This is a genomic window from Maridesulfovibrio sp. FT414 (assembly GCF_050916235.1).
In the GTDB taxonomy this organism is placed as follows: Bacteria; Desulfobacterota; Desulfovibrionia; order Desulfovibrionales; family Desulfovibrionaceae; genus Maridesulfovibrio.
In genome coordinates, this window is record NZ_CP104854.1 from 2613290 (window position 1) to 2637108 (window position 23819).

A 23819-nucleotide genomic window follows, 5' to 3' on the forward strand; every position below is an offset into this window, starting at 1 on the left:
CGACGGGGAGACGAAGTTGTATTCAGTTCTACTGTGCTGTTCCGGTTTGAGGCGTGTCTTGAGTCTGCGGAGTGACGAGGGTTCCGGGCCTGATCCTGTTTACCCCGTCGGCGATGATCAGCTCTCCGGATTGAATCCCGTTGCCGATCACGGAGTCGCGGTCATTCTGGTATTCTATTGTGACCGGTTTTTCCACGACAGTCCCGTTGGCAGCCACAGTCAGGAGGGATTTCCGGCCCTGTACGTCAAGTACTGCCCGGGATGGGACTACGAGCGCGTTCTCGAAATTCTTGAGTATGGCGACAACTTTTGCATACTGGCCATCGCGCAGAATTTTTTCCGGGTTGGGGAATTCCGCCCTGATGCCCAATGTTCCGGTAGAGGGATCCACCGCGCGGTCGGCCATATTGAAGGTCCCGTTGTGTTCGTAAAAGCCCCCGTCGGCCAGGATTATCTGCAGAGTGGTATGCTTTTCGGGAACGCCTTGTTTCCTGGCGGCTTCGATGGCCCTGATGGCTACCAGATACTCTTTTTCGGGAATGCTGAAATTCACATAAACCGGGTCTGTGGCCGAAATGGTGGCCAATACTGTTGATTCTGCAGTTATGAGTGTTCCCGGGTTGACCTTTGTACGTCCGATTATTCCCTTCATGGGCGCTGTAATCTGGGTGAACCCGAGATCCAGTTTTGCCTGCTCCAACTGAGCCTTTGCGTTGTTCACGTTGGCTTCAAGAACCCGACGGTCGGTGATTTTGGAGTCGTATTCTTCGCGGCTGACCGCTCCCTGATCAAATAGGGCCTTGAAACGGTCGTAATCCTTGACCGCCTTGCTCAGTGAGGCCCTGCTGCTGGCTAGTTCGGCTTCCGCCTTTTTCAGAGTCTCTTCGTATGGACGGGGGTCGATGACAAATAGGAGCTGTCCCTCATCAACTATCTGTCCTTCCTCAAAAAGCCGTTCCTTGAGATGCCCCTGCACCCGGGCGCGAATATCTACCGTTTTCATTGCCTCGATCTGGGCAACATATTCTCCCATGACAGGATATGATTGTTCCTTGATTTCAAGCACTTTTACCGGGACGGCCTGAGCCTGTTTCTGATCCTTGCCTTCATCGCCGAAGCAGCCGAAAAGGCCGGTGGTGGCCATGAGCAGCAGGGCTAGGGCCGAGAGTCTTAAATTCATATTAACCTTCTCCGTCGAGAAAAATGACATGCAGGTCATCTCTGTTCGCTTGATGTTGTTTTCTGCGGGCACAGCTGTTCCGCGAAAGCAGCCGCCCCTGTTTTCCTTGGAGTTCAATGTGAAATAATTGACATACTAGCCAATTATTATTGTGAAAAAAAGTAAATTATTAATGTTGCGGTTCCGACTTTTACCTAGTGGTGGAGCCGGTCTTTTACCCTTCCGATGGCTTTGGGAATTTCGGCTGCCGCAGCATCCCTCAGCTGAGTAAATCCAGCCTTGAATTCCTGGGAAGGGTATGTCCTGTCCGCAATGCTGGACGTGTACATGCTGGGAATGTTGTTGAGGACAACGCATGCTATATCGCAAAGGCATTTGTCGCACTGGCAGAATTCCACTTCCTTTTTGTCGATAAAGGCCTTCAGTTCGAGGTATACAGCCTCTTCAGCGAGATTTATTATGTCACCGTTCTTGAAGAATTCATCCATGTTGAGCATGTCGGCCTCCCTTAAGTGTTGTCGTTTGCGGCAAACTTTATTCCTGCATTTACTATATACCATTGATTCGTTCATTCAAAGTCAATTCAAGTATTGGCCTCAAAAAAGAAGGCCCCTGATTATTATCAGGAGCCTTGCAACTGGCAGTATCTGAAAGCAGTCTATTCGCATACAACCCGGTTGCGTCCGGATTCTTTAGCTTCATAAAGCATGCTGTCCGCACGGCTGATCATACCTGAAAGGGCGCTGCCCTTTATTCCGGTACAGCCGATTGATATCGTGAACCGGATTGTCCGGCCGTTGTAATCCAGTGAGTGCATTTCAATTTTCCTGCGGAATTCATCGAGGAAAGGAATCAGTTCGTCCTCCTTGACCGCATCAAGAATAACCGTAAATTCCTCTCCTCCGAATCGTGCAGCAAGGCCTTTGCTGCCGACATGTTCAGTGAGCATGGCGGCAAATTCCTTCAATACTCTGTCCCCAGCGTCATGGCCGTAGGTGTCGTTTACTTTTTTGAAGAAGTCTATGTCCATCAGAGCAAGGCATAAGGGAAGGCCGCCTTCTGCATAACGCCTGTACAGCGGTTCGGCATATTCAAAAAAGTAGCGCCTGTTCCATATGCCGGTAAGAAAATCCTTGTTGGCCCTGTCTCTTGATTCCTGAATAAGCTCAAGTGTTTCCAGGTTGGAGTTTACGCGACAGAGAATTTCTTCGAAGCTTGCGCTTTTGTGGATGAAGTCATTGGCACCGGTTTTGATGAAAAGCGGGGCAGTGCGCGATTTTGAGTCGGAGGAAAGGACGATGATCGCCAGTTCGTCCATGGGCATGATCGTGCGCAGATGAGCAGTCAGCTGGAGTCCGTCCATTTCCGGCATGGTATAGTCGGTCAGGACAAGTTTTATATCGGGATTTCTGTTGAACAGCCTGCTTGCTTCTCGTCCGTCGGCTGCGGCAAGGACTTCCAGTCCCTGTCTTTTGAGAATGGATGAAATCCAGTTGCGGACCGAGCTGGAGTCATCAACCACCATGACCTTCAATCCCCGGTTCTTGTAAATCCTGCAGACGATCCGTTCGATGTATTCGGCGTGCTCGCGCTTTTTCAGTACATAATCAACTATGTTTTTCTTTGATATTTCTGTGAGAATGCTTTCATCAAGGGTCGAAGTCACGGCGATGGCGGGGATGTCGTTTTCCAGCAACAGGTCGATTCCCCGACCAGGTTCCACTCCGTCAAGGAAAATGCTGCTCAATCCTGCGAAGTACTTATTGATGGCAATCAGCGATTCGGCCTGCTCATAGTTGTAGGCCATATCGCAGATGAAACCTGTTCTTTGCAGTGTTTTGGCAATAAATGAAGCAGTTACTCTGCTTGAATCAATGATCAGAACTTTTTCCACCAGTCTGTTCCCTGGGATAATAGGTGTAACACATGGTCGGATATATATCTGTGTGCAGCAGGACGGGGCAACGTATACAGGCCCTGTCTACTATCAGTTTACTTCTGTTTTTCTATTATTAATTGATAGAGAGAGCAACTTACTCTCGCGGGCATGAGTCACAACCGCATACTGCATATTTCCCGTCAGCCCTGTTCTGTCCGAACAGCAGTTTGATTTTTTTGCGCAGCCTGTCGAGCAGTTCAGGGTCTACCTGTGAAACAGGGCAGGAAACACCCATCTTGGTAAGACAGAAGGTGTGCAGGGGCTTGATTCCGGCTTTTTCGAGCAGTTTCTGGGAACAGGCCTTTTCGCATCCGTCTATAACTATCAGGTCTCGAACATTGCTGGCTTCGGCTATGCACTCTTCAAGTCCGGCGCCTATCCCGGCCAGGCAGACCATGCGGGCGAATCCGCTTCTGTCCAGTTCCCGGGCAAGATCATTTGCAGCCTGCCCCGAACCGGAGCCCCCGGAACAGCTTACAACAAGAAAACCAGTTTCAAACTTTTCATCCATATTTACAACCTCCAAGGGGTATTGGATCATAATAGCACAGTCCTGTCGTTGAAATAAACAATTTCATAAAAAAGCCCGCGCAACTGATTTTGCGCGGGCTTATCAGATAATAATCTGGAATGGCTAGATGATCATATTGAAAATGTAACCGACAATGAGAATTCCGCAGGCTACCACACCGACAAATACTGCGATGAGTCTGGGCTTGAGAACTTTGCGCAGGATTACCATTTCCGGGAAGGACAGGGCGATGACACTCATCATGAACGCCAGAACCGTTCCGAGTGCAGCTCCCTTTCCAAGCAGTGCGTCCACGATGGGGATAACCCCGGCGGCATTGGTGTACATGGGGATTCCGAGCAGAACCGAAGCAGGAACAGCCCACCATGCTTCCCTGCCCATGATGGATGCCATCATGTCCTGGGGAACATATCCGTGAATGGCCGCACCGGCAGCGATACCCATAACAACATACAGCCAGACCTTCCCGACGATGTCACGTACCGAATCCAGCCCGAACTTGATACGTCCTTCAACGGTCATCCCTGATGCAGGACCACCGTTTCCGGCATTTGCCAGCTTCACCCAGCTTTCGACGTGCTTCTCCATTTTGAGCCGGCCTATTACCCAGCCTGCAACAACGGCTATGGTTATGCCGGTAATGAAATACAGTGCGGCGACCTTCCAGCCCATGAGCCCGTAGAGCATGATCAGGGCAACTTCATTGACCATGGGGGCTGAGATAAGGAAGGAAAATGTTACTCCGAGGGGCACTCCTCCAGCCACAAAGCCGATGAAGAGCGGCACAGCCGAGCAGGAGCAGAATGGGGTCACAACTCCAAGCAGGGCTGCCAGCACGTTTCCTGCAGATTCCCTGCGCCCGGCGAGTACCTTGCGTGTCCATTCCACAGTAACATAGGACCGGATAACCCCGATTCCGAATACAGCCAGAACCAGCAGCATCAGAACCTTCGGGGTGTCGTAGATAAAGAACTGGATTGCTTCGCCAAGATGGCTTCCAGGGGTAAGGCCCATCAGGTCAAAGGCAGCGAATTTTGAAAAACCGAGCAACTGGGAATAAATTGCGTACCAGCAGATAAGTGCAGCTCCCATTGCCAGCCATAGTTTCTTGCCGGAAATGGGAAGCTCGGGGGCTATGGAAATCTGCTCCGGTTCAGCCTTTGCCGTGCAGGCGCAGGGTTTGAAATTCAGCTCTTCCATTACGTACTCCTTTTGTGGTTATTTTGCCAAATACGAAAGTTTAGATTCGAATAAAAAGCAGTCTTCGACTGCTCTGGTTGGTGACTACAATCTTTTCAGAGAATCCTTGGCATAGGCCTCGGCCTGTGCAGCAAAGCGTCTGCCGAAGAATTTTTCCAGGCAGTTGAGAAAACCGGGTACGCAATCCATCACTAGGCTGTAATAAACGTTGGTTCCCCGTTTGCTGTCCTGGAGGACCCCTGCTTCTTTAAGCAGGGAAAGGTGCTTGGACACTGTTGAAATGTCGCGCCCGACAACTGGGACAATGTCACATACGCAAAGTTCCCCTTCACTGAGGGCTTCAACTATTGCCAGTCTGCTTGGGTGCCCCAGTGCCTTGAAGACCTTTGCTTTTGCTTCCAGGTTCACAGTCATGGATGCTCCTTAATTTTCCTGTTTGGCAAAATATAAAAATTAATCGTTTCTTGTCAAGATGCCGGGGTACATTTTCAGTTGAACCCCGGCATACTGTCGGAAGCTAAAGTCTAGGCCTTGTGGCGCCCAGATTCCATTTTCCAGTCGCGAACAGCTTCCCGTACCTGCGGATACAGTGGGCTTTCTTCTTTGTAGTGCTCTGCAAAAACATGCAGGCTGGTTCCGCCACGGGGAGAGAATATCCCTTTCACGCGCATCCACAGGGGTGAGAGAGCTCCGACAAAGTGGTCAAGAATGTTGTTGGTGATTGTCTCCATGAAGGACTGGTGGTTGCGATAAGCACCCATGTAGAGTTTGAAGCTCTTCGACTCAACACAGAGTGCATCGGGGATGTATTCCACAATGATGGTGGCGAAGTCGGGCTGGCCTGTGACCGGGCAGAGGGAAGTATATTCCGGGAATTCTATGCTGATGATATAGGGGCGGCCCGGAAAGTTGTTGGGGAATGTTTCGAGTATTTCCGGGGAGGGAGAGTTGTAGTTGTATTCCGTTGATCCGGCTTTGCCGAGAGATACGAGCTGGTCGGTCTTGTCCTGACTTTTAGTAGTTTTCATTGTTTTCTCCATATTTTTATGCACTTACTGCCAGATGGCGGTTTGCGCGAATTAATTTCACTTAAGTTCCTGCGGGCAGATAGCAGTTTGCAGAATAAAAGAAAACCGTGTGGATGTCTTCAAAATCGGGATTTGTTTTCGCATAGGTATATTTTGACTTCCCCTGCAAATGCTGGCAAGGCAGTGGGCCTGACAAATGCATCGAAACAGGACTTCACAGGCGCGGGACTTTCTCCCTTTTGCCCGACCGGGTTGATTCTGTCTCACAACACTAACTTTCAACACAAGGGAATCGAATGTTCTCCTCAACTTTTGAACGCAAGGCGTTCACTCTTCTGACCAGCCTGTTCATAGGGTCTTTGGTCATCGCTGCCGTACTGGCCTCCAAGATTATCAGTATTTTCGGGTTTTATGCCCCTGCCGGCGTGCTTGCCTACTCAGTGACATTTATTGTCTCTGACATAATAAGTGAGATCTGGGGCAGGGAACGCGCCAATGAGGTAATTCATTGCGGGTTTCTTACACTGCTTACCGCGATAGTCCTTTCATGGGCGGCCCTGCACTGGACTCCTGCTCCGTTCTGGAACGGTCAGGAAGCCTTTGCCGCTGTACTGTCCAACACTCCGCGAATAGTTCTGGCTTCGCTTGTGGCCTATCTGGTCAGCCAGACCCATGATGTCTGGCTGTTTCATCTGTTGCGCAGACTGACAGGCGGAACCCATCTCTGGCTAAGGAACAATGTGTCAACAGTCGTCTCGCAGCTGATTGATTCCGCAATATTTGTATGTATTGCCTTTTATGGTGTCATGCCTGTAACCGATATTGTTTTCGGCCAGTGGGTCGTAAAAGTGGCTATAGCCCTGATTGACACTCCTTTTGTCTATCTGGGAGTTTCGATTCTCCGGCAGCGGGTAGGATTTGTTCCTGCCACGTAATTGACCATATTCCAAGCTGCACACGTTTAAGGCATCCTCCGGGATGCCTTTTTTAGTCTTTTAAAGCTCTTCCTACCCCTTACATTTATAGACAAGTCTGGTATACTGTATCAAAGCATCATATTTTATGGGGTTCATATGAATAAAATCCGTGCATACAAGATAATGTCAGTTGGCGTGGCTCTCCTTTTTTTGAGTATAGCCGCCCTGCCAGCAGCCGCAGACGGATATTATTCCACCGATGATTTTTTTGCCGCCTATCCGGAGGAAAAGGTCAAGCTTGAGTCTTTCAGCCGGCAGGTAAAACGCAATTCCGTAGCACCCCTGAAGGATAAGCTGGATGCGGTGATAGCCATAGTTTATCCCGGAGACCAGATTTCCGATTACTGGCGCAGAAGTTATGTTTCTTTTCTTAAAAGGCTGGAATTGTATGGAATCAAACCCAAAGTCCATAAGTTTTTTATAAAGCCTACAGCCCCGCTTAACCGTCAGAGCGAGATTTTCCGCCGTGCATTGGAAACAAATCCGGACTACTTGATATTCACTTTGGACGCCATGAGGCATCAGCGTATCATCGAGCCGGTACTGATCATGTCAAAGCCTGAAATAATCCTGCAGAACATCACCACCCCGCTCAGGTCCTGGGATGGAAAGCAGCCGATGATGTACATCGGTTTTGATCACGCCACCGGGGCCGAGATGCTGGCAGAGTATTTTGCGCGTGCAACCGGGGGGCGCGGAAAATACGGGGTTCTGCTGCCCGATCCCGGCTATCTCAGCACAGAGAGGGGAAAACGATTTGTTGACTGGATGGCCAAAAATACCGCGATGGAGGTGGTTTCCGTTTTCCGCACCGGGATAGACAAGGAAAAGGCCCGGAAGGCCACAATTGAAATTGTCGGTAAGCATCCGGATGTAAAGTTCATATATGCCTGTTCCACCGACATAGCTCTTGGGGCAATTGAAGGGTTGCGGGAGACCGGAATGCTGGGAAAGATAATGGTCAACGGCTGGGGAGGCGGTTCACCTGAGCTTGAAGCCATCAGGAAGGGCGAGATGGATGTAACGGTGATGCGTATCAACGATGACAACGGTGTGGCCATGGCTGATGGTATTGTTCTTGATCTGCTGGGCAGGAGGAATGTCTTGCCCCGTGTGTATTCCGGGCGTTTCGAATTGGTGGAGAAGGGGATAGATCCGGTCCGTCTTGATTTCCTGCAGAGTGAAAGTTTCAGATACTCTGGAAGGTCCACGGAGAATTGATGCAAAAGCGCCCCGTAAGATCGTACGGGCTGACGGCCCAACTGCTGATACCCATGCTTGCCCTGGTAATGGTCATGGGAATATTTATCTTTTCGTGGTCGTTTTATCTGTCCAAGAGTACCCTTGAAAACGAACTCGCGATTGATATTGAGAAAGCTGAAAGCATTGTCGATCTTGCATTGGACAACATTCTTGAAGACATAAAGGATGATCTGATTGAAATGACCGTCTCTACGGAGTTTCGCAGTGCCGTTGAGACGGATAATGCCGATTATATTGATCAGAAACTTTATGATTTCATGAGTTCAAGACAAGGGTATCTTCTGGATGTCCTGACTGTCTACCGAGATGGTCGTAACTGGATCGAGGCCGGTATAATCGAACTGCCTATCGTGCAGTTGCGCAGCAAGTTCAAGAATACGATGAGCAATTCACCTGCGTGGGGGTATCTCTCTTTCCGGGCCCTTAATAACATACGGACCATGCTGATTTGCGCCGTGCCCATTTTCAACGATAAAACAGGAGAGGTCACGGGAGTCCTCTACGGCGGAATCGACCTCAATTCAAACGTGTCTTTCATTGACCAGTTGAAAAAAGTTTCCTCCTCAATCAATGCGGCGCTGATCAGCCGCCAGCGCTTGATTATTTCCACTGCCAATCCTTCCGGTCAGGATATGAAAAGACTGATAGACTGGTCGGTAGGTGCCGATCCCGGTCAGTTTATGATAGACGGAGACCTGATCTTCTCCACTATCCAGTTGCTTTCTGATCAGGCTGACAGTCCCCTCCTGTTTACTTTTTCCCGCATGAATCCGGCTTTTCAGTCGTTGAAGAAAAATTACATGCAGAACCTGGCTATACTTTTAACTTTTGCCGCACTACTGGCTATTCTTACCGCCTGGGCTCTGCAAAAACGGATTCTCTTCTCCATGAAGAAGCTGACCGAGTATGCTCAGGGTGTATCATCAGGAGATCGCGAATTCGGTTTTGAAACCGGCAGGGTTACTGAATTCAATCAACTGGGAAATATGCTTGAAAGCATGGTCGCTAAGCTCGATGAGAACAGCACGTATATCTCCCGTCTGTTTTCGTCCGCCAAAGCTCCGATTATCAATTGCGATCTTGAAGGTAGAATTCTGGATATGAATCCGGCCGCAGAAAAGCTGGTCGTGTCATCGGTTGCAAACAAGTCAGGGCTGACCCTTTCTGATATTTTCTCGGTCGGCTATGAGAACAAGCTTAAATATAACCTTAAGCTTGCAGCAAGCGGGGAAGTCGCCCCGGTTATAGAGGTCCCGGTTTTATCGCCGGATGGCGGCAGTAAGTTTTTTGTCTGGACTTTCTCACCCGTGCAAATGGAAAAAAGTGAAGGTCCAAGCTTCATTCTGCTTCAGGGACAGGATGTTACCGAGGGCCGGGAGGCCATGAAGAAAGCCCGCGAAAGTGAGGCGCGCCTCAGGCAGGTTGTAGATCTGCTGCCGCAGGAAATTTATGCCAACGACATAGATGGCAAGTTTCTGCTGTGCAATCGTGCCAAGGCGGAACGTATGGGGCTTGAAGTGGATGATATTTCAGGAAGATATCTTTCCGATGTAATCCGTGATCCGGTCGAGGTCGCCCGGACTCTTGAGGATGATCGCCGCGTTCTCAAGCGCAATGAAAAACTGCTGACAGAGGAAAGTTATCTTGATGAAGCCAGAAACATCCACTGGGTGGAGACAACGCGCGTTCCTTATTTGTCCACTGAAAGCAACACCCCGGCAATTTTGACAATATCAATGGATATTACCCGGATCAAGGAGGTTGAGCAGGAACTGCAATCCCTCAACACTGAGCTTGTGGAACGGGTTTCCATGCGCACAACCGAGCTGGAAAATGCAAACCTGGCCCTGTTGAAGTCCATGGACGAGTTGCGGCAGACCCAGGATAAGTTGGTTGAAACTGAAAAGATGGCCTCCCTCGGAGAACTCGTGGCCGGGGTTGCCCACGAGATCAACACTCCGCTCGGCATAAGCGTAACGAGTGCGTCTTATCTAAAGGAAATGGTGCATAATCTGAGGCTGAATTTTGAAGCAGGTACAATGAAAAGATCGGAGCTTGAAAAATGTTTGAGTACCGGCGGTGAAGCGATAGAAAACATAGTGAAAAACCTTGAGCGGTCCGCCCGGCTGATCAGCAACTTCAAGCAGCTGGCTGTAGACCAGTCTTCAGATGATGTAAGGCAGATCAATCTTAATGAATATATACAGGGTATTATCTTATCCCTTAAGTCCAAGGTCAAGGAACTGAATCACGAGCTGCGGTTTGAGTGCCCTAAAGGTCTGGAAGTCTACATCTCGCCAGGTTCGCTCATGCAGATAATCACCAATCTGGTCAGCAACTCCCTTACTCATGCTTTTCCGGGCCGAACCGGGGGGAAGATGCTTATTACCGCCAGCCGCAGTGGAAACGGTGTGCTGCTCACATATGCGGATGACGGTATCGGAATGGGGCAGGAACAATTAATGAAGGTTTTTGAACCGTTTTACACTACAACCAGAAGCTCCGGAAGCGCCGGACTCGGTATGCACCTTGTGTACAACCTTGTGACACAGGGAATGAAAGGGCGCATAAATTGTGATAGTTCCCTCGGAGACGGAACTTACTATGAAATCTGGTTTCCCATCAAAAGTAAATCCTGATTAGTTGGGCGGTCTGATTCGGGTTTCATCCAAAGTGTTTTTCAGAAAGGCGCGGGGATCTTGAATTCCATTCTTTCCTTTGTTTTCGGGTGAGTGAAGCACAGGAATCCTGCGTGAAGCTTCAATTGCCCCGGTCCTGTTCCTGATCCGTACAGTCTGTCTCCCACAATGGGGCAGCCCAATCCCTGAGGGTGCGCAGCATGAACCCTCAACTGATGGGTTCTTCCGGTAAGAGGGGTGAACTCCACCCTTGTACAGCCGTTTTCTATTCCCAGCTTGCGCCAGTGGGTAATCCCCAGTTTTCCGTGAATCGGGTCGAAAACCTGATACGGGCGGTTATAGGGATCCAACCTGAAAGCCATCTCAATGACCCCTTGTTCCTCCTTTACAATTCCTTCAAGCAGGGCTTCGTACCTTTTTTTTACCTGTCTGGTCTGAAACTGCTCCACAAGTTCCCGAACCGCCCGGGCGGTCAGTCCCAGTACCAGCAGTCCGGAGGTATCCATATCCAGTCTGTGCACTGTCGGAAATTTGCGGCATTCCGGAAACATCTTCTGAACTCTGGTTACAACGCAATCCTGATTCTCAGGCCCCTTACCCGGTACAGACAGGAGCCCGCTGGGTTTGTTGACTACGACTATTTTTGTGTCCGAATAAACTATATTGAGAAGTGCTGAATCGCTCATGACAGTTGATTACATATTTGGAGGTTAAAATTAAGTATCAGTCTTTGTGATGGGAGTGTGTTGATATATCAAATCAATCTTTAATGGAAGAAATAACTTTTATGGCGACCAGTTAGAATTATAGCCATATATCATGGTATCTACACGAATAATATTTTTTTATTCCGTCTAATTCTTTCTTTTGTTTGCGATTATGCTTCTGATCTCGAATTTGTGTGTATTATATACTTATGTAGTATGAAACCTGTGCTTAAATAAAGTCAAATTGGGGTGTGTTGAATGAGCGTATGTAGTGACACGATTCTTAAAATGTTATACATATGGGCAAAAACAGGTTGTGAAAAAAATATCTTTAAGTAAAATGAGTGGTTAATAGATATTTTGTAAAAAATTTCACAAAGCCTGATTATTTTTGATTGCATAATCAAACAGAGGGATGTATTTACTGATCAACGAATCAACGAAAGGTTCTGAACGAAAGAAACCGAGTAACTGATTCTCAGTATTTAGTCAGGAAGAATATAAGTTTTAATAAATATCGTTTTTAATTTTTACTTCCACACTAAGTGGAACAGGTAACAAGAGATGAAAAAAATGAGCGTACTTTTTCTTTTACTTCTGGTTATCGTGGCCGCAGCAGCAACCTCTGAAACTCTCGAATTCAAGGCCAAAAATGTAACCACTGTAGCGGAAGCCCGTGTTTCCGGTGCAGACACCAAGGCGGTGGTGAAAGGCCACATCGTCAGAAAGATCAACGACAACAAATACGTTTTTCAGGACAAGACCGGTGAAATCATCATCGACCTCAGCCCTAAGGCAGGTTCCCTCCCTGCTGACACCACCGCTGAGATCGAGATTGAAGGCAGGGTCGAGCAGGACCTCGTCTTCGCCGGAATCGAAGCCCAGAAAATATCCGTCCTCAACTAGTACGGACCTCACAGGAATATCTATTCCACATTCAGAAAGGCCGCTACTTGGCTTACTTGAACTGAATTGTCAGCAGTATCAAGGCCGCGTCAATGACGCGGCCTTTCTGTTTTGTATGGATTGGGAACTACAGTTCTCTGTTTCCAGCCGATTCTTCTGTCAGATTTCCCGGTTGTCACATGTCTTTTCGCATGACTTTATGGTCAGCAGGGCAACTTCTCTGACATACAGTTGAAGTCGAATAAAAGGATACGCTCCGGCGAAAGTAGCTTGGTAGATTCTATTCTGCTCCAGTGTAAGGCGTACAGAAGACTTTCTGATAAGGTTGCCACAGGCAGGGTTGTAATTCTCTACGGCTGGAACAGATAGGATTTAGGCTTTTGCCTTTCTTAAAGCAGACATGGGTGAAACGTGAAGCAGGATTTCCTGTTTTTACCGGGATGAAAGCGTAATTCAATTAATTGCGAGACACGGAGAAGTGTCACAGGTTACTCGCAGACAAGCGGGAACAGCTCGTTGATTGTGTTGATGATCTTTTCTTTGGAGATGGGTTTGGTAAGGAATGAATCACAGCCGGCAGCGATGATTTTTTCCCGTGCTTCTGTGAGTGCGTGTGCGGTCAGAGCTACAATTATGCTGGGTTTTGTGGACGTATTGCCTTCCCATGTCCTGACTTTCCGGGTGCATTCATAGCCGTCCATTATCGGCATTTCAATGTCCATAAAAATCATGTCGAAATGCTCACTCTGGGCCTGGCTGTACCCTTGCTCTCCATTGTTGGCAATGGTCAGCTTGTGCGGAAGGTCTTTGAAAAACAGCTGGATAAGCAGGCAGTTGGCCTTGTTGTCCTCAACCAGAAGAATGTTGAGGGCGCGTGTGTCGATGTTTCCAGAATCATTCTGCTGGGCATTCTCCGCCGAGACTTGACCGGAGTTGCGGGAGCCCTTCTGCCGCAGGCTGATGCGCTCGAACATTTCGGAAGCGGATTTCTCCAGACTGAACATGTCCAGAGGAGAGATCTGTACAGACCCTGAAAAATTGTCGATGTAATCGTGCCCTACGGTGGTAAGCAGGACGATGCGTTCCTCCGGTACTCCGAGGTCAGTGAGCGAGGTTACTGTGTGCTGCCAGCTCCAGTCGTGCAGAGTGTCCCGAACGAGATAAAGGTCGTATGATGGCTGCTGTCCGGGATTATCAAGTATGAAGCTGCGACCCAGTTCAAAGTTCTGGGCCTTGTCTATTTTCCGCGTGCGCGACCCCAGCCTTCCGGCAAGAGCGTGTCTTGAATAGTCGTGATCGTCAATAATGAGCACGGACCTGTCTCTAAGGGGAGACCTGCCCACGGACCCGCGGGGATCCCTTTCAAAGGGTATTTCCAGATGTACGGTTGTACCGAACCCTTTTTTACTGTCAATCCAGATTCTTCCGCCCATAGCCTCGCAAAGCGACTTGCAGATGGACAGGCCGAGGCCGGTTCCGCCGTATTTGCGGGTGGTCGAAGAGTCTGCCTGAGTGAAGCGGTCGAAAATCGAATCCACCTTGTCTTCGTCAATCCCTATCCCGCTGTCCTTGACCGCAAAATGAATCGCAAGCTGATTGGGCGAGGTCGTCTGCGCTGAGTTGTTCAGGGTTGTTTCGACCACCACAAAGCCCCGGTCGGTAAACTTGATTGCGTTGCCGATGAGGTTCACGAATATCTGCTGCAGTCTGGAGGGATCGCCGATAACCTGAACAGGAACATCTCTGCTGATGGTGTAGGCCAGCTCAAGTCCTTTCCCGTGTCCGGCAATGGCCGTTACCTTGAAGGCCTTGCCGATGACACGATCCAGATCGATGTTCTTGTTTTCAAAAGCTATTTCCCCGGCTTCAATCTTGCTCAGGTCCAGAATTTCATTGATCAGGTGCAGAAGGGCTTCCCCTGATTCCTGAAGGATTCCCACGAAGCGACGCTGTTCCTCATCCAGATTGGAGTCGGCCAGGATTTCGGCCATTCCCAGAATCGCGTTCATGGGGGTCCTTATCTCGTGGCTCATGGCTGCCAGAAACTGGGATTTTGCCACTGTTCCCTTGGCCGCTTCCACGGCCATGGCTTCAGACCGGGCGATGGCCTTGACCAGCTGTCTGTTGGCGGCTTCAAGTTCAAAGGTCCGCTCCTGAACATTGACTTCAAGGTTTTTATACAGGCTTTCCAGGTTGCGGCTCATGTGGTTGAAATTCAGGGCCAGAATTCCCAGTTCGTCCATACGTGAGCCGAGGTCAACCGTGACAAATTCGCGTCTGGCAATTCTGCGGGTGTTGTTGGCCAGCAGGCGCAGTGGAGAAATTATGATTCGCTGGAAAAATGCATCAAGTGCGATGATTGTGCAGAGCATGCAGGTGCTGAAAATAAGGATCAGGCTTATGGTCTTTTCTCTTATCTCGTCTTTTGCTTTGTCCATCTTGAGCCCGATTTCAACTCTTCCGATATTCTCGTTGTCGCTGATAATGGGGCTGGAGACGATCATGATGTCGTCGCCGTAGGAGGGCCTTTTCTTCTGGGTATGGGTCTTGGAAACAATATTGCCGGACTGGAGCAGGGAGATCCCGTCCCGGTCATAGACTTCACAGAATGCCACCTGCGGTGATTGCTCAATGGAAAGGGCCAGATCCTCCGCCAGAAAAAAACTGAAGCGGGGAAGATATTCGGCGCAGGAGCGGGCGGCAAGGGCAGCAACCCTGTTGCCGTGCTCGTAGAGGTTGTTTCTTAGAAGCTTCTGCTGGGAGTCGATAATGTAGTAGCCCAGCAGAAAAAAGAAGAGCAGCAGGATCAGGCCGGTGCCTATGGAAATTTTTAACCGTAAACTGTCTGTCATTGGGGTTTGTCGGAACCGCCTGCTTCCGTTATTCTGGCTGTTTTGCAGTGTCTTCTGGTTCTATGCGGATTTCTCCACGGATGATTTTCTCTCTTGCTTCAGATATTTTTTCCAGCACTTCATCAGGAATCAGGTGACGGGTGTAGAGCATACGGCTTAGGCCGACTCCATTCTCTTTAAGGCCGAAAAATGACGGGCCGGGGGAAAAACGCTGTTCCATGATGGCCTTCAGCTCTGCATAGCAGGCCACATCCAGCTTCTTGATCATGCTGGTCAGGACGAAGCCCTTTGCCAGCGAGTCCTGATCGGAATCGACGCCGATGGCGAATTTTCCGGTACGTCTGGCAGCCTCAATCACTCCGTTTCCGGTTAATCCGGCGACAGTGAAGATGGTGTCGGCACCATCCCGGTACTGGTTCATGGCCAGAGCATGCCCCTTCTGGGGTAGATTGAATCCCGAAAAATCACCCAGCGGACTCACGTAGTCAACTTTTATTTCAATATCCGGGACTGCATATCTGGCACCTCTTACGTATCCGGTCTCGAATTTCCTGACCGGAGGAACCGGAGTCCCGCCGATGAAACCGATTTTGCCGGTCTTGCTCATCAGCGCCGCCAGTGCGCCGGCCAGAAAAGAGCCTTCTCCCTGCTCAAAGGCAACGGACGAAACATTGTCTTTACCTTCAATGGGAACTTCAATGAGTATGAATTTCTTTTCGGGGTATCTTCCCGCATTTTCTTCTACAAGTCTCGCATGCTGGGCACCTATCAACAGGAGTATGTCGCACTGCCGGATAAGCTCAACGAATTCCCTGTCAGTAGATTCGCCGCTTTTATCCGGTTCAAGGATGATAAGTTTGAAGTTGAACTCCTGTTGGGCTTTGCGAACCCCGCCGTAACTCATGTCATTGAAAGAAAGGTCTCCGAGTCCTGAGGCCCCGGTGACAAATCCCACAACAGGCTGTTTTGCCCATGAAGGGATGACAGTTGCGAACGTGATCAGCAATGACAGGATAATTGCTTTCATCTCTACCCCGTTTCGTTTGATTGATGCAGAATCCTGATTTGGTGCGTTCTCAGGTGAACCGGACAATTTTATATTTAATAGATCATCTTCATATCTTTAAAGGAACTTTCAGGCAACAATTGTGTTTAGAATATAAGTAATGTCGGATGTCTGCGGGGCAGCTGCAGTGACGGAAGATAAACGGTGACGTGAATAAAAATCCCCGCAGGTGTTGAAGCGGGGATTTTTTTCAGAAGCAGCAGTTTGGATCAACTGGCGGAATTAAGAGGCGGTTTCCGTTCTCCCGGAGTTTTTTACAAGGGACGAGATTGCTCTCAGATCCTTCCGGATCAATTCGCCACGCTGGGCCAGCCCTACTCCGGCGAAGATCAGGATGGAAGCCATACCCTGCAGGACTGTCAGGGTTTCACCGAGTATGATCCAGCCGAAAAAGGCCGCGATGGCCGGGACCAGATTGATGAAGGCCGAAGCCTTCCCTGCGGGAAGACGGCTCATCCCCACGTTGTACAGTCCGAAAGCGCCGAGAGTGACGAATACTCCGAGGTAGGCTGCAACAATGAGGATGCTCAGCGGGTCCTGTCCCAGTCCGTCACGCACCAGCAGGTACAGCCCGGGCAGAAAGAAAATGCATCCTGCTGCGTTCTGAACCGCCGTAAGGGTCCACGGTCCGTAGTTGGCGGCCAGCCTTTTTACCAGCAGCATGTATCCGGCGGCACAGGCCATGGCAATGAGTTCAAGGGAATTACCTAAAGCCGGGTTGCTTGCACTGTCAGTGGGAGCGCCGCTCATGGTAAGCGCTGCAACACCTGCAATGGACAGGGCCAGTCCGGACCATCCCCAGAGGGTGGTTTTTTCCTTGAAGAAGATCCCCGCTCCCACAGCTACCATCAGCGGCAGCGATGCGGATATCAATCCCGCCTGAGTGGCTGATGTGTAGGTGAGGGCGTAGGATTCGAACAGGAAATACAGACAGGGCATGAACAGGGCCATTATGGCCAGGGCAAAGCGGTCCTTTCCGTTCCTGACCGGGCCTGCAAGCCTTGTAGTGAACGGGGCCAGAGCCAGTGTGGCAATGCCGGTTCTCATCCACATGACCGCCCAGGGGTTAAGGGTTGCCACCAGATGTTTCATGGCCGCAAATGCGCTTCCCCAGAGCAGAACCGCGCCCAGAATGGCCATTACCGGTACTATATTTGAGTTGGTCTTGCTTTCGTGCATATTATTTCTCCTCTGCAATCTGATTAGCTGTATCCGTTCTGCACGTCTTGGAGAATATTGCTGTCCCCATCACTGGTTCTGTCCATAGAGGGGTAGATAAGTGTCTTTCGTCTCAGGTGGGCTTGAAAGTCGTGAGTCCTTTTCAAAAGGCACGGAAAAAGAGTACCTGATCAGATACAAGTGTACTGCGAGGGAGTCGCTCCGGTGTACTTGCGGAAGGTGTTGCTGAAATGGCTCTGGTCGGAAAAACCGCTCTGCAGAGCTGTTTGAGCGAACGGAAGCCCTGAGCGCAGCAGCTTTTTGGCGTGTTCTATGCGCAGTTGGAGGTGGTAGCTGTGGGGTGGAAGCCCTGTTGCTTCCCTGAAAACCCTGAGCAGATGATAGCGTGAAAGTCCGGCTATGGCGGACAGTTCCTCAAGCGAGACATTGTCGGAAAGGTTCTCGCTTAAGTATTCACGCACTCGTTTAACTGCTGCCGGCTCCGCTGTTCTGGGTACTTTGGAGGTTGTATCACAGTGCCGGGTCAGCAGGGCTGCGGCTGCACGCGCAAGGGCCGTATCCAATGCAAGGCGGCTGGCTCTTCCTGATGCGACCACGTTGAGCTGAGTCAGGGTTGCGGTGGTCAGGTTGTCCTTGATCACGACGGAATTGAATTCGGGCAGTCTGTCCTTTTCCGCCAGATCGCGCAGGGCTTTCTCTATAAGCGGATTTTCAAAGCTGAAGACCCGGTAGGTGATGCGGGTTTCGGAATCCTTGATTACTCCGGAATGGACCAGTCCGGGATTGAACAGGGCGATCTCTCCTCTGCTCACAAATGAGCTTCCCGACCCCGGCTGACGGCAGTAGCATCCGCCTGCATCCATGACCCCTACGGAATGGAATCCATGGGTATGGTTGGGGAAGGAGTGGTTGGAGTCAATCACTTCCTGTATCTCAAGGCCCTCTATTTCCTGAGGACGGATATATCTTATTGATCCTTTGCTCATGCTTTACGTCGGGATATGCCTAGGTGGTTTGTCTGATTATTGCCTGACAGATTAGCTTTGAAGGCGCATGCGGTCTTGTAAAATATTGCTGTGAGCGTCAATCCTTTTTTCGCGGCCTGCACTTTATGCCCCGTTCTTTCATGGCTCTTACTATATCGTTAAATTCATCCAGCGCATTGGCCATGACTTTTATTTTGCGTCCACCGCGTTCATGGATGCGGATTCCGTGTTCCTCCTGCCCGCGGAGCATCAATCCCATGCCTACTGCCTGTAGGGTGGTGCCGAAAATGAGCAGCAGCGTGGACAGTTTCGAGCTCAGCGTTGTCCGGTAATACTGGCAGTATTCTATGTCCTCCCACCTGAACAGGATGTCCCTGTTGCCTCTGAGTTCATGGAAGCCTTCCTTTGTAAGCCTGTAGCGCAGCGAACTGAATCTGAATGCGGTGATCAGCAGCATCATCCAGACGGCGGCCAGAAGCCACATTGCCCCGGTCAGCCATATCCAACCCTTGGATACACTTAATATGCTTGTGCCGGAGTCGATCCCCCAGACAATCAGGAAGGGGAGAAGGAAAAATATCGGAACCAGAACAAGGCCCATCATGTCGGGGACGGTCACGGTCGCACCCCGCGGATAGTGTATCTCGTCTTCTGCAAATTTCATCCGCGGAAGCACGAAGTAGAGCAGGAAACCGCAGGCTATCAGACCAAGTCCGTGGTGGAAATACGGGTAAAGGAACCTGTCCGGCAGGGCGTAAATGTATCCGGCGTGGTCTGAACGTGCTCTGATCCAATTCTGCCCGTTTCCGACTGATATGTACACGGATTCCGTCGGGACCGGTCTTATCTGATCGAAGGGCGGTTCCTGCGGATGAAATATGTAACTTTTTTTACTGAACCCGTATTCACGGTTTTTAAGGTCGGGATATTTATCAGGCTCCTTTACTATCTGCGACAGCCTGTGCCATTCAGGGCCGGAGACGATGAGCTTTCTGCCGTTGGTTTCGGAGTCTATATAGTCTGACAGCGTACCTGCTTCCTCCTCCGCCACCAGAGCTGAACTCAGGCTCGTCTGAGTTGTCTCTTCGATGCCTTTTCTGGATGCGGCTGCAAGCTTCTTTTCATATCCGGGACGGAAGTCGAAAGGTTCAGCAATAATGAGTCGTCCTCCGGGCCAGATGACCATGTATCCGCCCAGACAGATGAGAAGCAGGGCAACTGCCCTTCTGAAAAATTCAAGCATGTGGCCTCCGCCTGTAGTGCCTACGGTTGATGCTGCGCTGGATCATATCATGAATGGTTGCCGGTATGAACCCTTTGGAGTGGCTATCCGTAGCTGTTATCGCAGGTTTTATAATGGGACAAATCCTTTCCGGTTACTCATGCGTTGAGGGCCGGTAACGTCTGTGGTATGCTGCGTAAATGGCGAAGCAGATGTTTACAGCAAGGGTTATTGAGGTGCTCCGGCGCATTCCCCGTGGAAAGATCGTTACATACGGGCGCGTGGCAGCGCTTGCAGGCAACCCGTGTGCTGCACGGCAGGTGGTGAGGGTGCTGCATGTCTATTCGAAAAAGGAAGGGCTCCCATGGCACCGGGTACTCAACCGTGAAGGGGCCGTTTCCCTTGAACGGGGGCATGGCTACGAAGAACAGCGAGCCCTGCTGGAACGGGAAGGGATAGTGTTCGGTGTCGACGATCGTGTTGACCTTGAGAACTGCTTATGGATGCCAGCACGCTCTGATCTGTCTGAAATAGAAGCGGAGGTTTTGTGATGAGTGAAGTTATCGTTCCAAGCATATCCTTGAATGACGGCACATCTATACCTGCTCTGGGATTCGGCACTTATAAACTCAACGGTTCCGCCGGGGTGGATTCAATGGTCAGTGCCATCAAGGCCGGATACCGGCTGCTTGATTCCGCTTTCAAATACGAGAATGAAGGAGCTGTGGGGGAGGCGGTCCGCCGCTGCGGGATCGCCCGTGAGGAGCTGTTCATCACTTCCAAGATTCCCGGATTGCGTCATCGTTACAACGAAGCCCTTTACACGATAGAGGAATCCCTGTTCCGGGCCGGGCTTGATTACTATGATTTTTATCTGATCCACTGGCCCAACCCAAGTCAGGATCTTTACGTGGAGGCATGGCAGGCCCTGATTGAAGCCCGTCGGCGCGGGCTGGTCCGTTCCATCGGGCTGAGCAATTTCCTGCCCGAACATATTCAGCGGTTGATTGATGAAACCGGGGTGGCCCCCTCGGTAAATCAGATCGAACTTCATCCCTATTTCCCGCAGCAGGAACAGCGAGAGTGGCATGCGCAGCAGGGTATTCTCACCCAGTCATGGAGTCCGTTGGGCAGGGCCAACGCCGCCCTGCAGGAACCTCCTGTTGTGGAGGCTGCCCGCATGCATGGAAAAACAGTAGGGCAGGTAATCCTGCGCTGGCATGTGCAGCTAGGCGCAGTTCCCATCCCCAAGGCGACCTCTCCGGAACGCCAGCTTGAGAATCTATCCATCTTCGATTTTGAGCTGTCCAGAGAGGAAGTGGAAGCCATAACCGGCCTTGGTCGTGCGGACGGGAGACGCAAGGATCAGCATCCCGCCCATTATGAGGAGTATTGACCGGATCTCAGGCTGTTCAGGTTTGCCGCCAGATTCGTAAGAATCAACAAAGGCCGTATCTCAGATGCGGCCTTTTTATTTGAGCTGTGAACGGCTGGCTGTTTTTCCGCCTTTGCGCAACGGCTGTCAGGAGGTATACTGAAGGAAATCTGTTTCACTTATACTGGGGAGGTTGCGTGTTCAAAGGTAAATTTATCCTCGGAGCCGGTCTCTATCTCCTACTGGTTGTATTCATTTTTATGTTCATGCAGGCACTTATCATACTGCTTCACGAGTTTATGCACAGTACTGTGGGCTGGCTGATCGGGGCCGGGAATTCTCCGTCAGGGATAGTCTGGGGAAATCCCGTGACAATGACCGGCTGGGATGAAGGGGTTGATTATGAGCGGCTGTTCGTTTTGGGTAAGGGAATGACAGCCGCAATTACCGGGGTGAGCCCTTTGGTCATGCATGCGCTCTTTGTGGGATGCGGACTTGCTTTTCTCAGCGGAGACCGTTTGCGCGGACACAATGAGCTTTACCCGTTGCTTTACTGGTTCATGACCGCGCATCTGATGGAGCTGGTCGCCTATCTTTACATGCGTCCGTTCTCCGGGCATGGCGATACCGGGCTTTTTGCCCGCGGCACGGGGTTGTCCCACTGGTGGCTTTTTATCGTTGGCACTGCATTGCTGAGCTGGGCTTTGTGGGCTTTTTACAGCAGGATTCTTCCTCGCATGCAGGAAATAGTCTTTCCCGACAACAGGCTCGGCCAGTGGGTGCTGCTGGCGCTGACTTCATTTATAATATTTTTGTGGGGAAGCGGCATCAGAGTGATGCTGTATGTTGAGGGCCCGCAATGGCTTTTCGGTCTTGTCGGTATTCTCCTTATGTTTTTTACGCTGTTCCGGTTCAGGCCCGGCGCTGGATGCAACTAGCCGTGTCTGATTGCAGAAAAGTGCTCCGCTCTGTCGGATTTTATGCCGTATGCGAAACCTTTTATGTGTGTGAAGTATGAAAAAATAGTGCATGTGTTTAGATTGTTCCGTAGAAGCATGCCGTAGGCCGGTTGCAGTTATTTGCTAAACCGGCGATTCACTGTTTCAACCGGAGTGCAGATATCCTTTCCCTCCGTCAGGGAGTTCCTTCTTATCCAAGCGCAATGTTATGGAAGATAAATCATTCAACAGATGGTGTTACCCGAGAAAAGAACTGCGGGCTTATGTAGATCGGTATTGGGAGTGGTCCGGGTCGTTTTTGTCCGGAGGCGGTTCCCCCCGGCTTCTGCCGGGGACAGGGAAAGAGCTGTTTTTTCATTATGGTGAGCCTGTTACTTATGAGCTGGGTGCCGGGCAGAAAGAAATTTTACCATCAAGCCATCTGGTTTGTTTGCGTTCAAGGACGGCAACTTTTTATCCCGCTGAAAATTCCGGATTTATTTCGATCAGATTTAAAACAGGAATGTTCAGGTATTTCTGCAGAATATCGCCATTTGAAATGATTGATACACTGGCAGGCGGAGTTGATTTGTTCGGAAACAGTGCCGCAGTTCTCAGTGAGCGAATTGTGGAGACTGAAGGATTTGAGGAGCGTGTGCCTCTATTGGAAGAATTCCTGCTTGAGAATCTGGCTTCCGAGTCCGTTGAGGATAAGCTGATTTCTTTTGCCACGAATCGACTGTATTACGGGCATTCCGTCCAGAACTCGAAATCGGTGTCTGAAAGTGTTGGCTTAGGCGTCAGGCAGTTTCAGAGACGTTTTAAGGACGGGGTCGGGGTGACGCCAAAGCAGTTCATGTGTCTATCCCGGTTTCAGCAGACCGTGCGGGATCTTCTTTTAGGCAACCATGCCAGCATGCTTGATTGTGTTCTTGCGCACGGATATTACGATCAGGCCCATTTCATTCACGAGTTCAATGGCTTCACCGGGCATTCTCCATCGTGTCTGCTGGGGGGCGAGACACGGATGACGCATTTTTACAATACCAGCCGACCGCTCCTTGGGTAGTAGACGACCTTCATTAACTAAATGGAGGTTCACATGATTTATATGAGTGCGTCTTTTCAGGCTCGTGAAGGAAAGGGAGCTGAACTGGAAAAGCTGTTGTCAGGCATGATTCCGGAAACCGCCAAGGAAGAAGGGGTACTGGAATACAGGCTGCACCGGTCATTGAATTCGGATAGAGATTTTTATTTCTACGAAACATATGCGGATCAGGCGGCTCTGGATTCTCATCTGGCTTCTCCGCACTACAAGTCTCTTGTACAGAATCTTGAAGGGGTTTTGGCCAGTGATCCGGTAGTTGAAATGTATACGTTTCTCGGGTCTGTTCCCGAAAATGGCAACCGGTAGGCACGGTTAGTTCGGGCTGGACTGTTCAGGTCTGGTTGTTCAGAAGGGGCTTATCCGGGATAGGCCCCTTTTTCTTTGAAAGTGGCGAAGTGATCTATGACATTCTTATGATCAACAGTTGGTCTGGTATCTTCCGGTGTAGCCTGAACTTTCGCTCTAAACCAGCGGTCATGTTCTTCCTCGGTGCAGGTTAAGCCTGCTGGCAGACCTTTCTCTTTGGCGATTCTGGTTAATAAGATTCTTACTGCATCGGAAAGGCTGAGCCCTACACCAGAGAGAGCTTCGGCTGCTTCGGCTTTCAAGGCGGGGTCAACCCTTACATGGAGCATTGTTGATTTTGACGGCATGATTTTGTCCTCCAAGTGAAGCGTATTTCATTTGAGATATGGAGGCAAATCTAATGATTATGATTGAAG

23 protein-coding genes and 1 pseudogene are annotated in these 23819 nt (G+C 50.2%); 10 read left to right on the plus strand and 14 right to left on the minus strand.

Translation table 11 applies throughout. The annotated features are described in order from the left end of the window. Positions 1-28: 28 nt before the first annotated feature. From N7E73_RS11515 to queF, 7 genes are all read right to left on the minus strand, one after another. Positions 29-1180, minus strand: coding sequence for an efflux RND transporter periplasmic adaptor subunit (locus N7E73_RS11515; protein ID WP_432734893.1), 1152 nt, complete (start codon positions 1178-1180; stop codon positions 29-31). Positions 1181-1374: 194 nt separating this feature from the next. Continuing rightward, the gene (locus tag N7E73_RS11520) at positions 1375-1677 is read right to left on the minus strand and encodes a late competence development ComFB family protein (RefSeq protein ID WP_432734894.1); all 303 of its coding nucleotides are present in this window, start codon (positions 1675-1677) and stop codon (positions 1375-1377) included. Positions 1678-1838: 161 nt separating this feature from the next. Next, positions 1839-3074, minus strand: a complete 1236-nt coding sequence (locus N7E73_RS11525; RefSeq protein WP_432734896.1) for a GGDEF domain-containing response regulator — start codon at positions 3072-3074, stop codon at positions 1839-1841. A 139-nt stretch (positions 3075-3213) separates the two neighbouring features. Next, on the minus strand, positions 3214-3630 hold the full coding sequence (locus tag N7E73_RS11530; RefSeq protein ID WP_432734897.1) for a putative zinc-binding protein: 417 nt from the start codon (positions 3628-3630) through the stop codon (positions 3214-3216). A gap of 123 nt (positions 3631-3753) precedes the next feature. Continuing rightward, complete coding sequence (locus N7E73_RS11535; RefSeq protein ID WP_432734899.1) at positions 3754-4851, minus strand: permease; 1098 nt, start codon at positions 4849-4851, stop codon at positions 3754-3756. Positions 4852-4935: 84 nt separating this feature from the next. Then, positions 4936-5265, minus strand: coding sequence for an ArsR/SmtB family transcription factor (locus N7E73_RS11540; RefSeq protein WP_432734901.1), 330 nt, complete (start codon positions 5263-5265; stop codon positions 4936-4938). A gap of 110 nt (positions 5266-5375) precedes the next feature. After that, positions 5376-5879, minus strand: coding sequence for a preQ(1) synthase (gene queF / locus N7E73_RS11545; RefSeq protein WP_432734902.1), 504 nt, complete (start codon positions 5877-5879; stop codon positions 5376-5378). A gap of 296 nt (positions 5880-6175) precedes the next feature. Here queF and N7E73_RS11550 point away from each other — a divergent pair, with 296 nt between their 5' ends. From N7E73_RS11550 to N7E73_RS11560, 3 genes are all read left to right on the plus strand, one after another. Further along, positions 6176-6814: a queuosine precursor transporter gene (locus N7E73_RS11550; RefSeq protein WP_432734903.1), complete on the plus strand. Its 639-nt coding sequence runs from the start codon at positions 6176-6178 to the stop codon at positions 6812-6814. Positions 6815-6952: 138 nt separating this feature from the next. Next, a complete protein-coding gene (locus tag N7E73_RS11555; protein ID WP_432734904.1) occupies positions 6953-8077 on the plus strand; it encodes an autoinducer 2-binding periplasmic protein LuxP in 1125 nt (374 codons plus the stop codon). Next, positions 8077-10758: a PAS domain S-box protein gene (locus N7E73_RS11560; RefSeq protein WP_432734905.1), complete on the plus strand. Its 2682-nt coding sequence runs from the start codon at positions 8077-8079 to the stop codon at positions 10756-10758. Before N7E73_RS11555 ends, N7E73_RS11560 begins: the two co-directional genes overlap by 1 nt. 41 nt (positions 10759-10799) lie before the next feature. On the opposite strand, the gene N7E73_RS11565 is transcribed toward N7E73_RS11560, so the two are convergent. Further along, complete coding sequence (locus tag N7E73_RS11565) at positions 10800-11444, minus strand: RluA family pseudouridine synthase (protein ID WP_432734906.1); 645 nt, start codon at positions 11442-11444, stop codon at positions 10800-10802. Positions 11445-12038: 594 nt separating this feature from the next. On the opposite strand from N7E73_RS11565, the gene N7E73_RS11570 reads away from it, so the two are divergent. Next, complete coding sequence (locus tag N7E73_RS11570) at positions 12039-12371, plus strand: NirD/YgiW/YdeI family stress tolerance protein (RefSeq protein WP_432734907.1); 333 nt, start codon at positions 12039-12041, stop codon at positions 12369-12371. Between the two features lie 488 nt (positions 12372-12859). Here the strand turns inward: N7E73_RS11570 and N7E73_RS11575 are convergent, their stop codons facing one another. The 5 genes from N7E73_RS11575 to N7E73_RS11595 form a co-directional block, all read right to left on the minus strand. Further along, complete coding sequence (locus tag N7E73_RS11575; RefSeq protein WP_432734908.1) at positions 12860-15223, minus strand: ATP-binding protein; 2364 nt, start codon at positions 15221-15223, stop codon at positions 12860-12862. A 28-nt stretch (positions 15224-15251) separates the two neighbouring features. Continuing rightward, on the minus strand, positions 15252-16250 hold the full coding sequence (locus N7E73_RS11580; protein ID WP_432734909.1) for a BMP family lipoprotein: 999 nt from the start codon (positions 16248-16250) through the stop codon (positions 15252-15254). Between the two features lie 261 nt (positions 16251-16511). Further along, positions 16512-17468 carry a DMT family transporter gene (locus tag N7E73_RS11585; protein WP_432734910.1) on the minus strand — a complete coding sequence of 319 codons (957 nt, stop codon included), beginning with the start codon at positions 17466-17468 and terminating at the stop codon, positions 16512-16514. A gap of 170 nt (positions 17469-17638) precedes the next feature. After that, positions 17639-18454 carry a helix-turn-helix domain-containing protein gene (locus tag N7E73_RS11590; protein ID WP_432734911.1) on the minus strand — a complete coding sequence of 272 codons (816 nt, stop codon included), beginning with the start codon at positions 18452-18454 and terminating at the stop codon, positions 17639-17641. Between the two features lie 97 nt (positions 18455-18551). Beyond that, on the minus strand, positions 18552-19697 hold the full coding sequence (locus N7E73_RS11595) for a hypothetical protein (protein ID WP_432734912.1): 1146 nt from the start codon (positions 19695-19697) through the stop codon (positions 18552-18554). Between the two features lie 191 nt (positions 19698-19888). On the opposite strand from N7E73_RS11595, the gene N7E73_RS11600 reads away from it, so the two are divergent. The 6 genes and pseudogenes from N7E73_RS11600 (at position 19889) to N7E73_RS11625 (ending at position 23403) form a co-directional block, all read left to right on the plus strand. Then, complete coding sequence (locus N7E73_RS11600; protein WP_432734913.1) at positions 19889-20227, plus strand: MGMT family protein; 339 nt, start codon at positions 19889-19891, stop codon at positions 20225-20227. Continuing rightward, the gene (locus N7E73_RS11605) at positions 20227-21072 is read left to right on the plus strand and encodes an aldo/keto reductase (protein WP_432734914.1); all 846 of its coding nucleotides are present in this window, start codon (positions 20227-20229) and stop codon (positions 21070-21072) included. The genes N7E73_RS11600 and N7E73_RS11605 overlap by 1 nt, the downstream gene beginning before the upstream one ends. Positions 21073-21248: 176 nt before the next feature. Next, positions 21249-21989, plus strand: a complete 741-nt coding sequence (locus tag N7E73_RS11610) for a hypothetical protein (protein WP_432734915.1) — start codon at positions 21249-21251, stop codon at positions 21987-21989. Positions 21990-22218: 229 nt separating this feature from the next. Next, positions 22219-22548 (plus strand): annotated as a pseudogene (locus tag N7E73_RS11615) (DUF6597 domain-containing transcriptional factor); the annotation flags it as partial. Between the two features lie 30 nt (positions 22549-22578). Next, positions 22579-23058: a helix-turn-helix domain-containing protein gene (locus tag N7E73_RS11620; protein ID WP_432738865.1), complete on the plus strand. Its 480-nt coding sequence runs from the start codon at positions 22579-22581 to the stop codon at positions 23056-23058. Positions 23059-23091: 33 nt separating this feature from the next. Further along, positions 23092-23403, plus strand: a complete 312-nt coding sequence (locus N7E73_RS11625) for a putative quinol monooxygenase (protein WP_432734916.1) — start codon at positions 23092-23094, stop codon at positions 23401-23403. Positions 23404-23453: 50 nt separating this feature from the next. On the opposite strand, the gene N7E73_RS11630 is transcribed toward N7E73_RS11625, so the two are convergent. Further along, complete coding sequence (locus tag N7E73_RS11630; RefSeq protein ID WP_432734917.1) at positions 23454-23750, minus strand: type II toxin-antitoxin system RelB/DinJ family antitoxin; 297 nt, start codon at positions 23748-23750, stop codon at positions 23454-23456. Positions 23751-23819 lie beyond the last annotated feature (69 nt).

Coding starts and splice junctions, on each gene's coding strand:
- N7E73_RS11515 (WP_432734893.1), bottom strand. CDS start 1,180: ATGAATTTAAGACTCTCGGCCCTAGCCCTGCTGCTCATGGCCACCACC.
- N7E73_RS11520 (WP_432734894.1), bottom strand. CDS start 1,677: ATGCTCAACATGGATGAATTCTTCAAGAACGGTGACATAATAAATCTC.
- N7E73_RS11530 (WP_432734897.1), bottom strand. CDS start 3,630: ATGGATGAAAAGTTTGAAACTGGTTTTCTTGTTGTAAGCTGTTCCGGG.
- N7E73_RS11535 (WP_432734899.1), bottom strand. CDS start 4,851: ATGGAAGAGCTGAATTTCAAACCCTGCGCCTGCACGGCAAAGGCTGAA.
- N7E73_RS11540 (WP_432734901.1), bottom strand. CDS start 5,265: ATGACTGTGAACCTGGAAGCAAAAGCAAAGGTCTTCAAGGCACTGGGG.
- queF (WP_432734902.1), bottom strand. CDS start 5,879: ATGAAAACTACTAAAAGTCAGGACAAGACCGACCAGCTCGTATCTCTC.
- N7E73_RS11550 (WP_432734903.1), top strand. CDS start 6,176: ATGTTCTCCTCAACTTTTGAACGCAAGGCGTTCACTCTTCTGACCAGC.
- N7E73_RS11555 (WP_432734904.1), top strand. CDS start 6,953: ATGAATAAAATCCGTGCATACAAGATAATGTCAGTTGGCGTGGCTCTC.
- N7E73_RS11560 (WP_432734905.1), top strand. CDS start 8,077: ATGCAAAAGCGCCCCGTAAGATCGTACGGGCTGACGGCCCAACTGCTG.
- N7E73_RS11565 (WP_432734906.1), bottom strand. CDS start 11,444: ATGAGCGATTCAGCACTTCTCAATATAGTTTATTCGGACACAAAAATA.
- N7E73_RS11570 (WP_432734907.1), top strand. CDS start 12,039: ATGAGCGTACTTTTTCTTTTACTTCTGGTTATCGTGGCCGCAGCAGCA.
- N7E73_RS11575 (WP_432734908.1), bottom strand. CDS start 15,223: ATGACAGACAGTTTACGGTTAAAAATTTCCATAGGCACCGGCCTGATC.
- N7E73_RS11580 (WP_432734909.1), bottom strand. CDS start 16,250: ATGAAAGCAATTATCCTGTCATTGCTGATCACGTTCGCAACTGTCATC.
- N7E73_RS11585 (WP_432734910.1), bottom strand. CDS start 17,468: ATGCACGAAAGCAAGACCAACTCAAATATAGTACCGGTAATGGCCATT.
- N7E73_RS11590 (WP_432734911.1), bottom strand. CDS start 18,454: ATGAGCAAAGGATCAATAAGATATATCCGTCCTCAGGAAATAGAGGGC.
- N7E73_RS11595 (WP_432734912.1), bottom strand. CDS start 19,697: ATGCTTGAATTTTTCAGAAGGGCAGTTGCCCTGCTTCTCATCTGTCTG.
- N7E73_RS11600 (WP_432734913.1), top strand. CDS start 19,889: ATGTTTACAGCAAGGGTTATTGAGGTGCTCCGGCGCATTCCCCGTGGA.
- N7E73_RS11605 (WP_432734914.1), top strand. CDS start 20,227: ATGAGTGAAGTTATCGTTCCAAGCATATCCTTGAATGACGGCACATCT.
- N7E73_RS11625 (WP_432734916.1), top strand. CDS start 23,092: ATGATTTATATGAGTGCGTCTTTTCAGGCTCGTGAAGGAAAGGGAGCT.
- N7E73_RS11630 (WP_432734917.1), bottom strand. CDS start 23,750: ATGCCGTCAAAATCAACAATGCTCCATGTAAGGGTTGACCCCGCCTTG.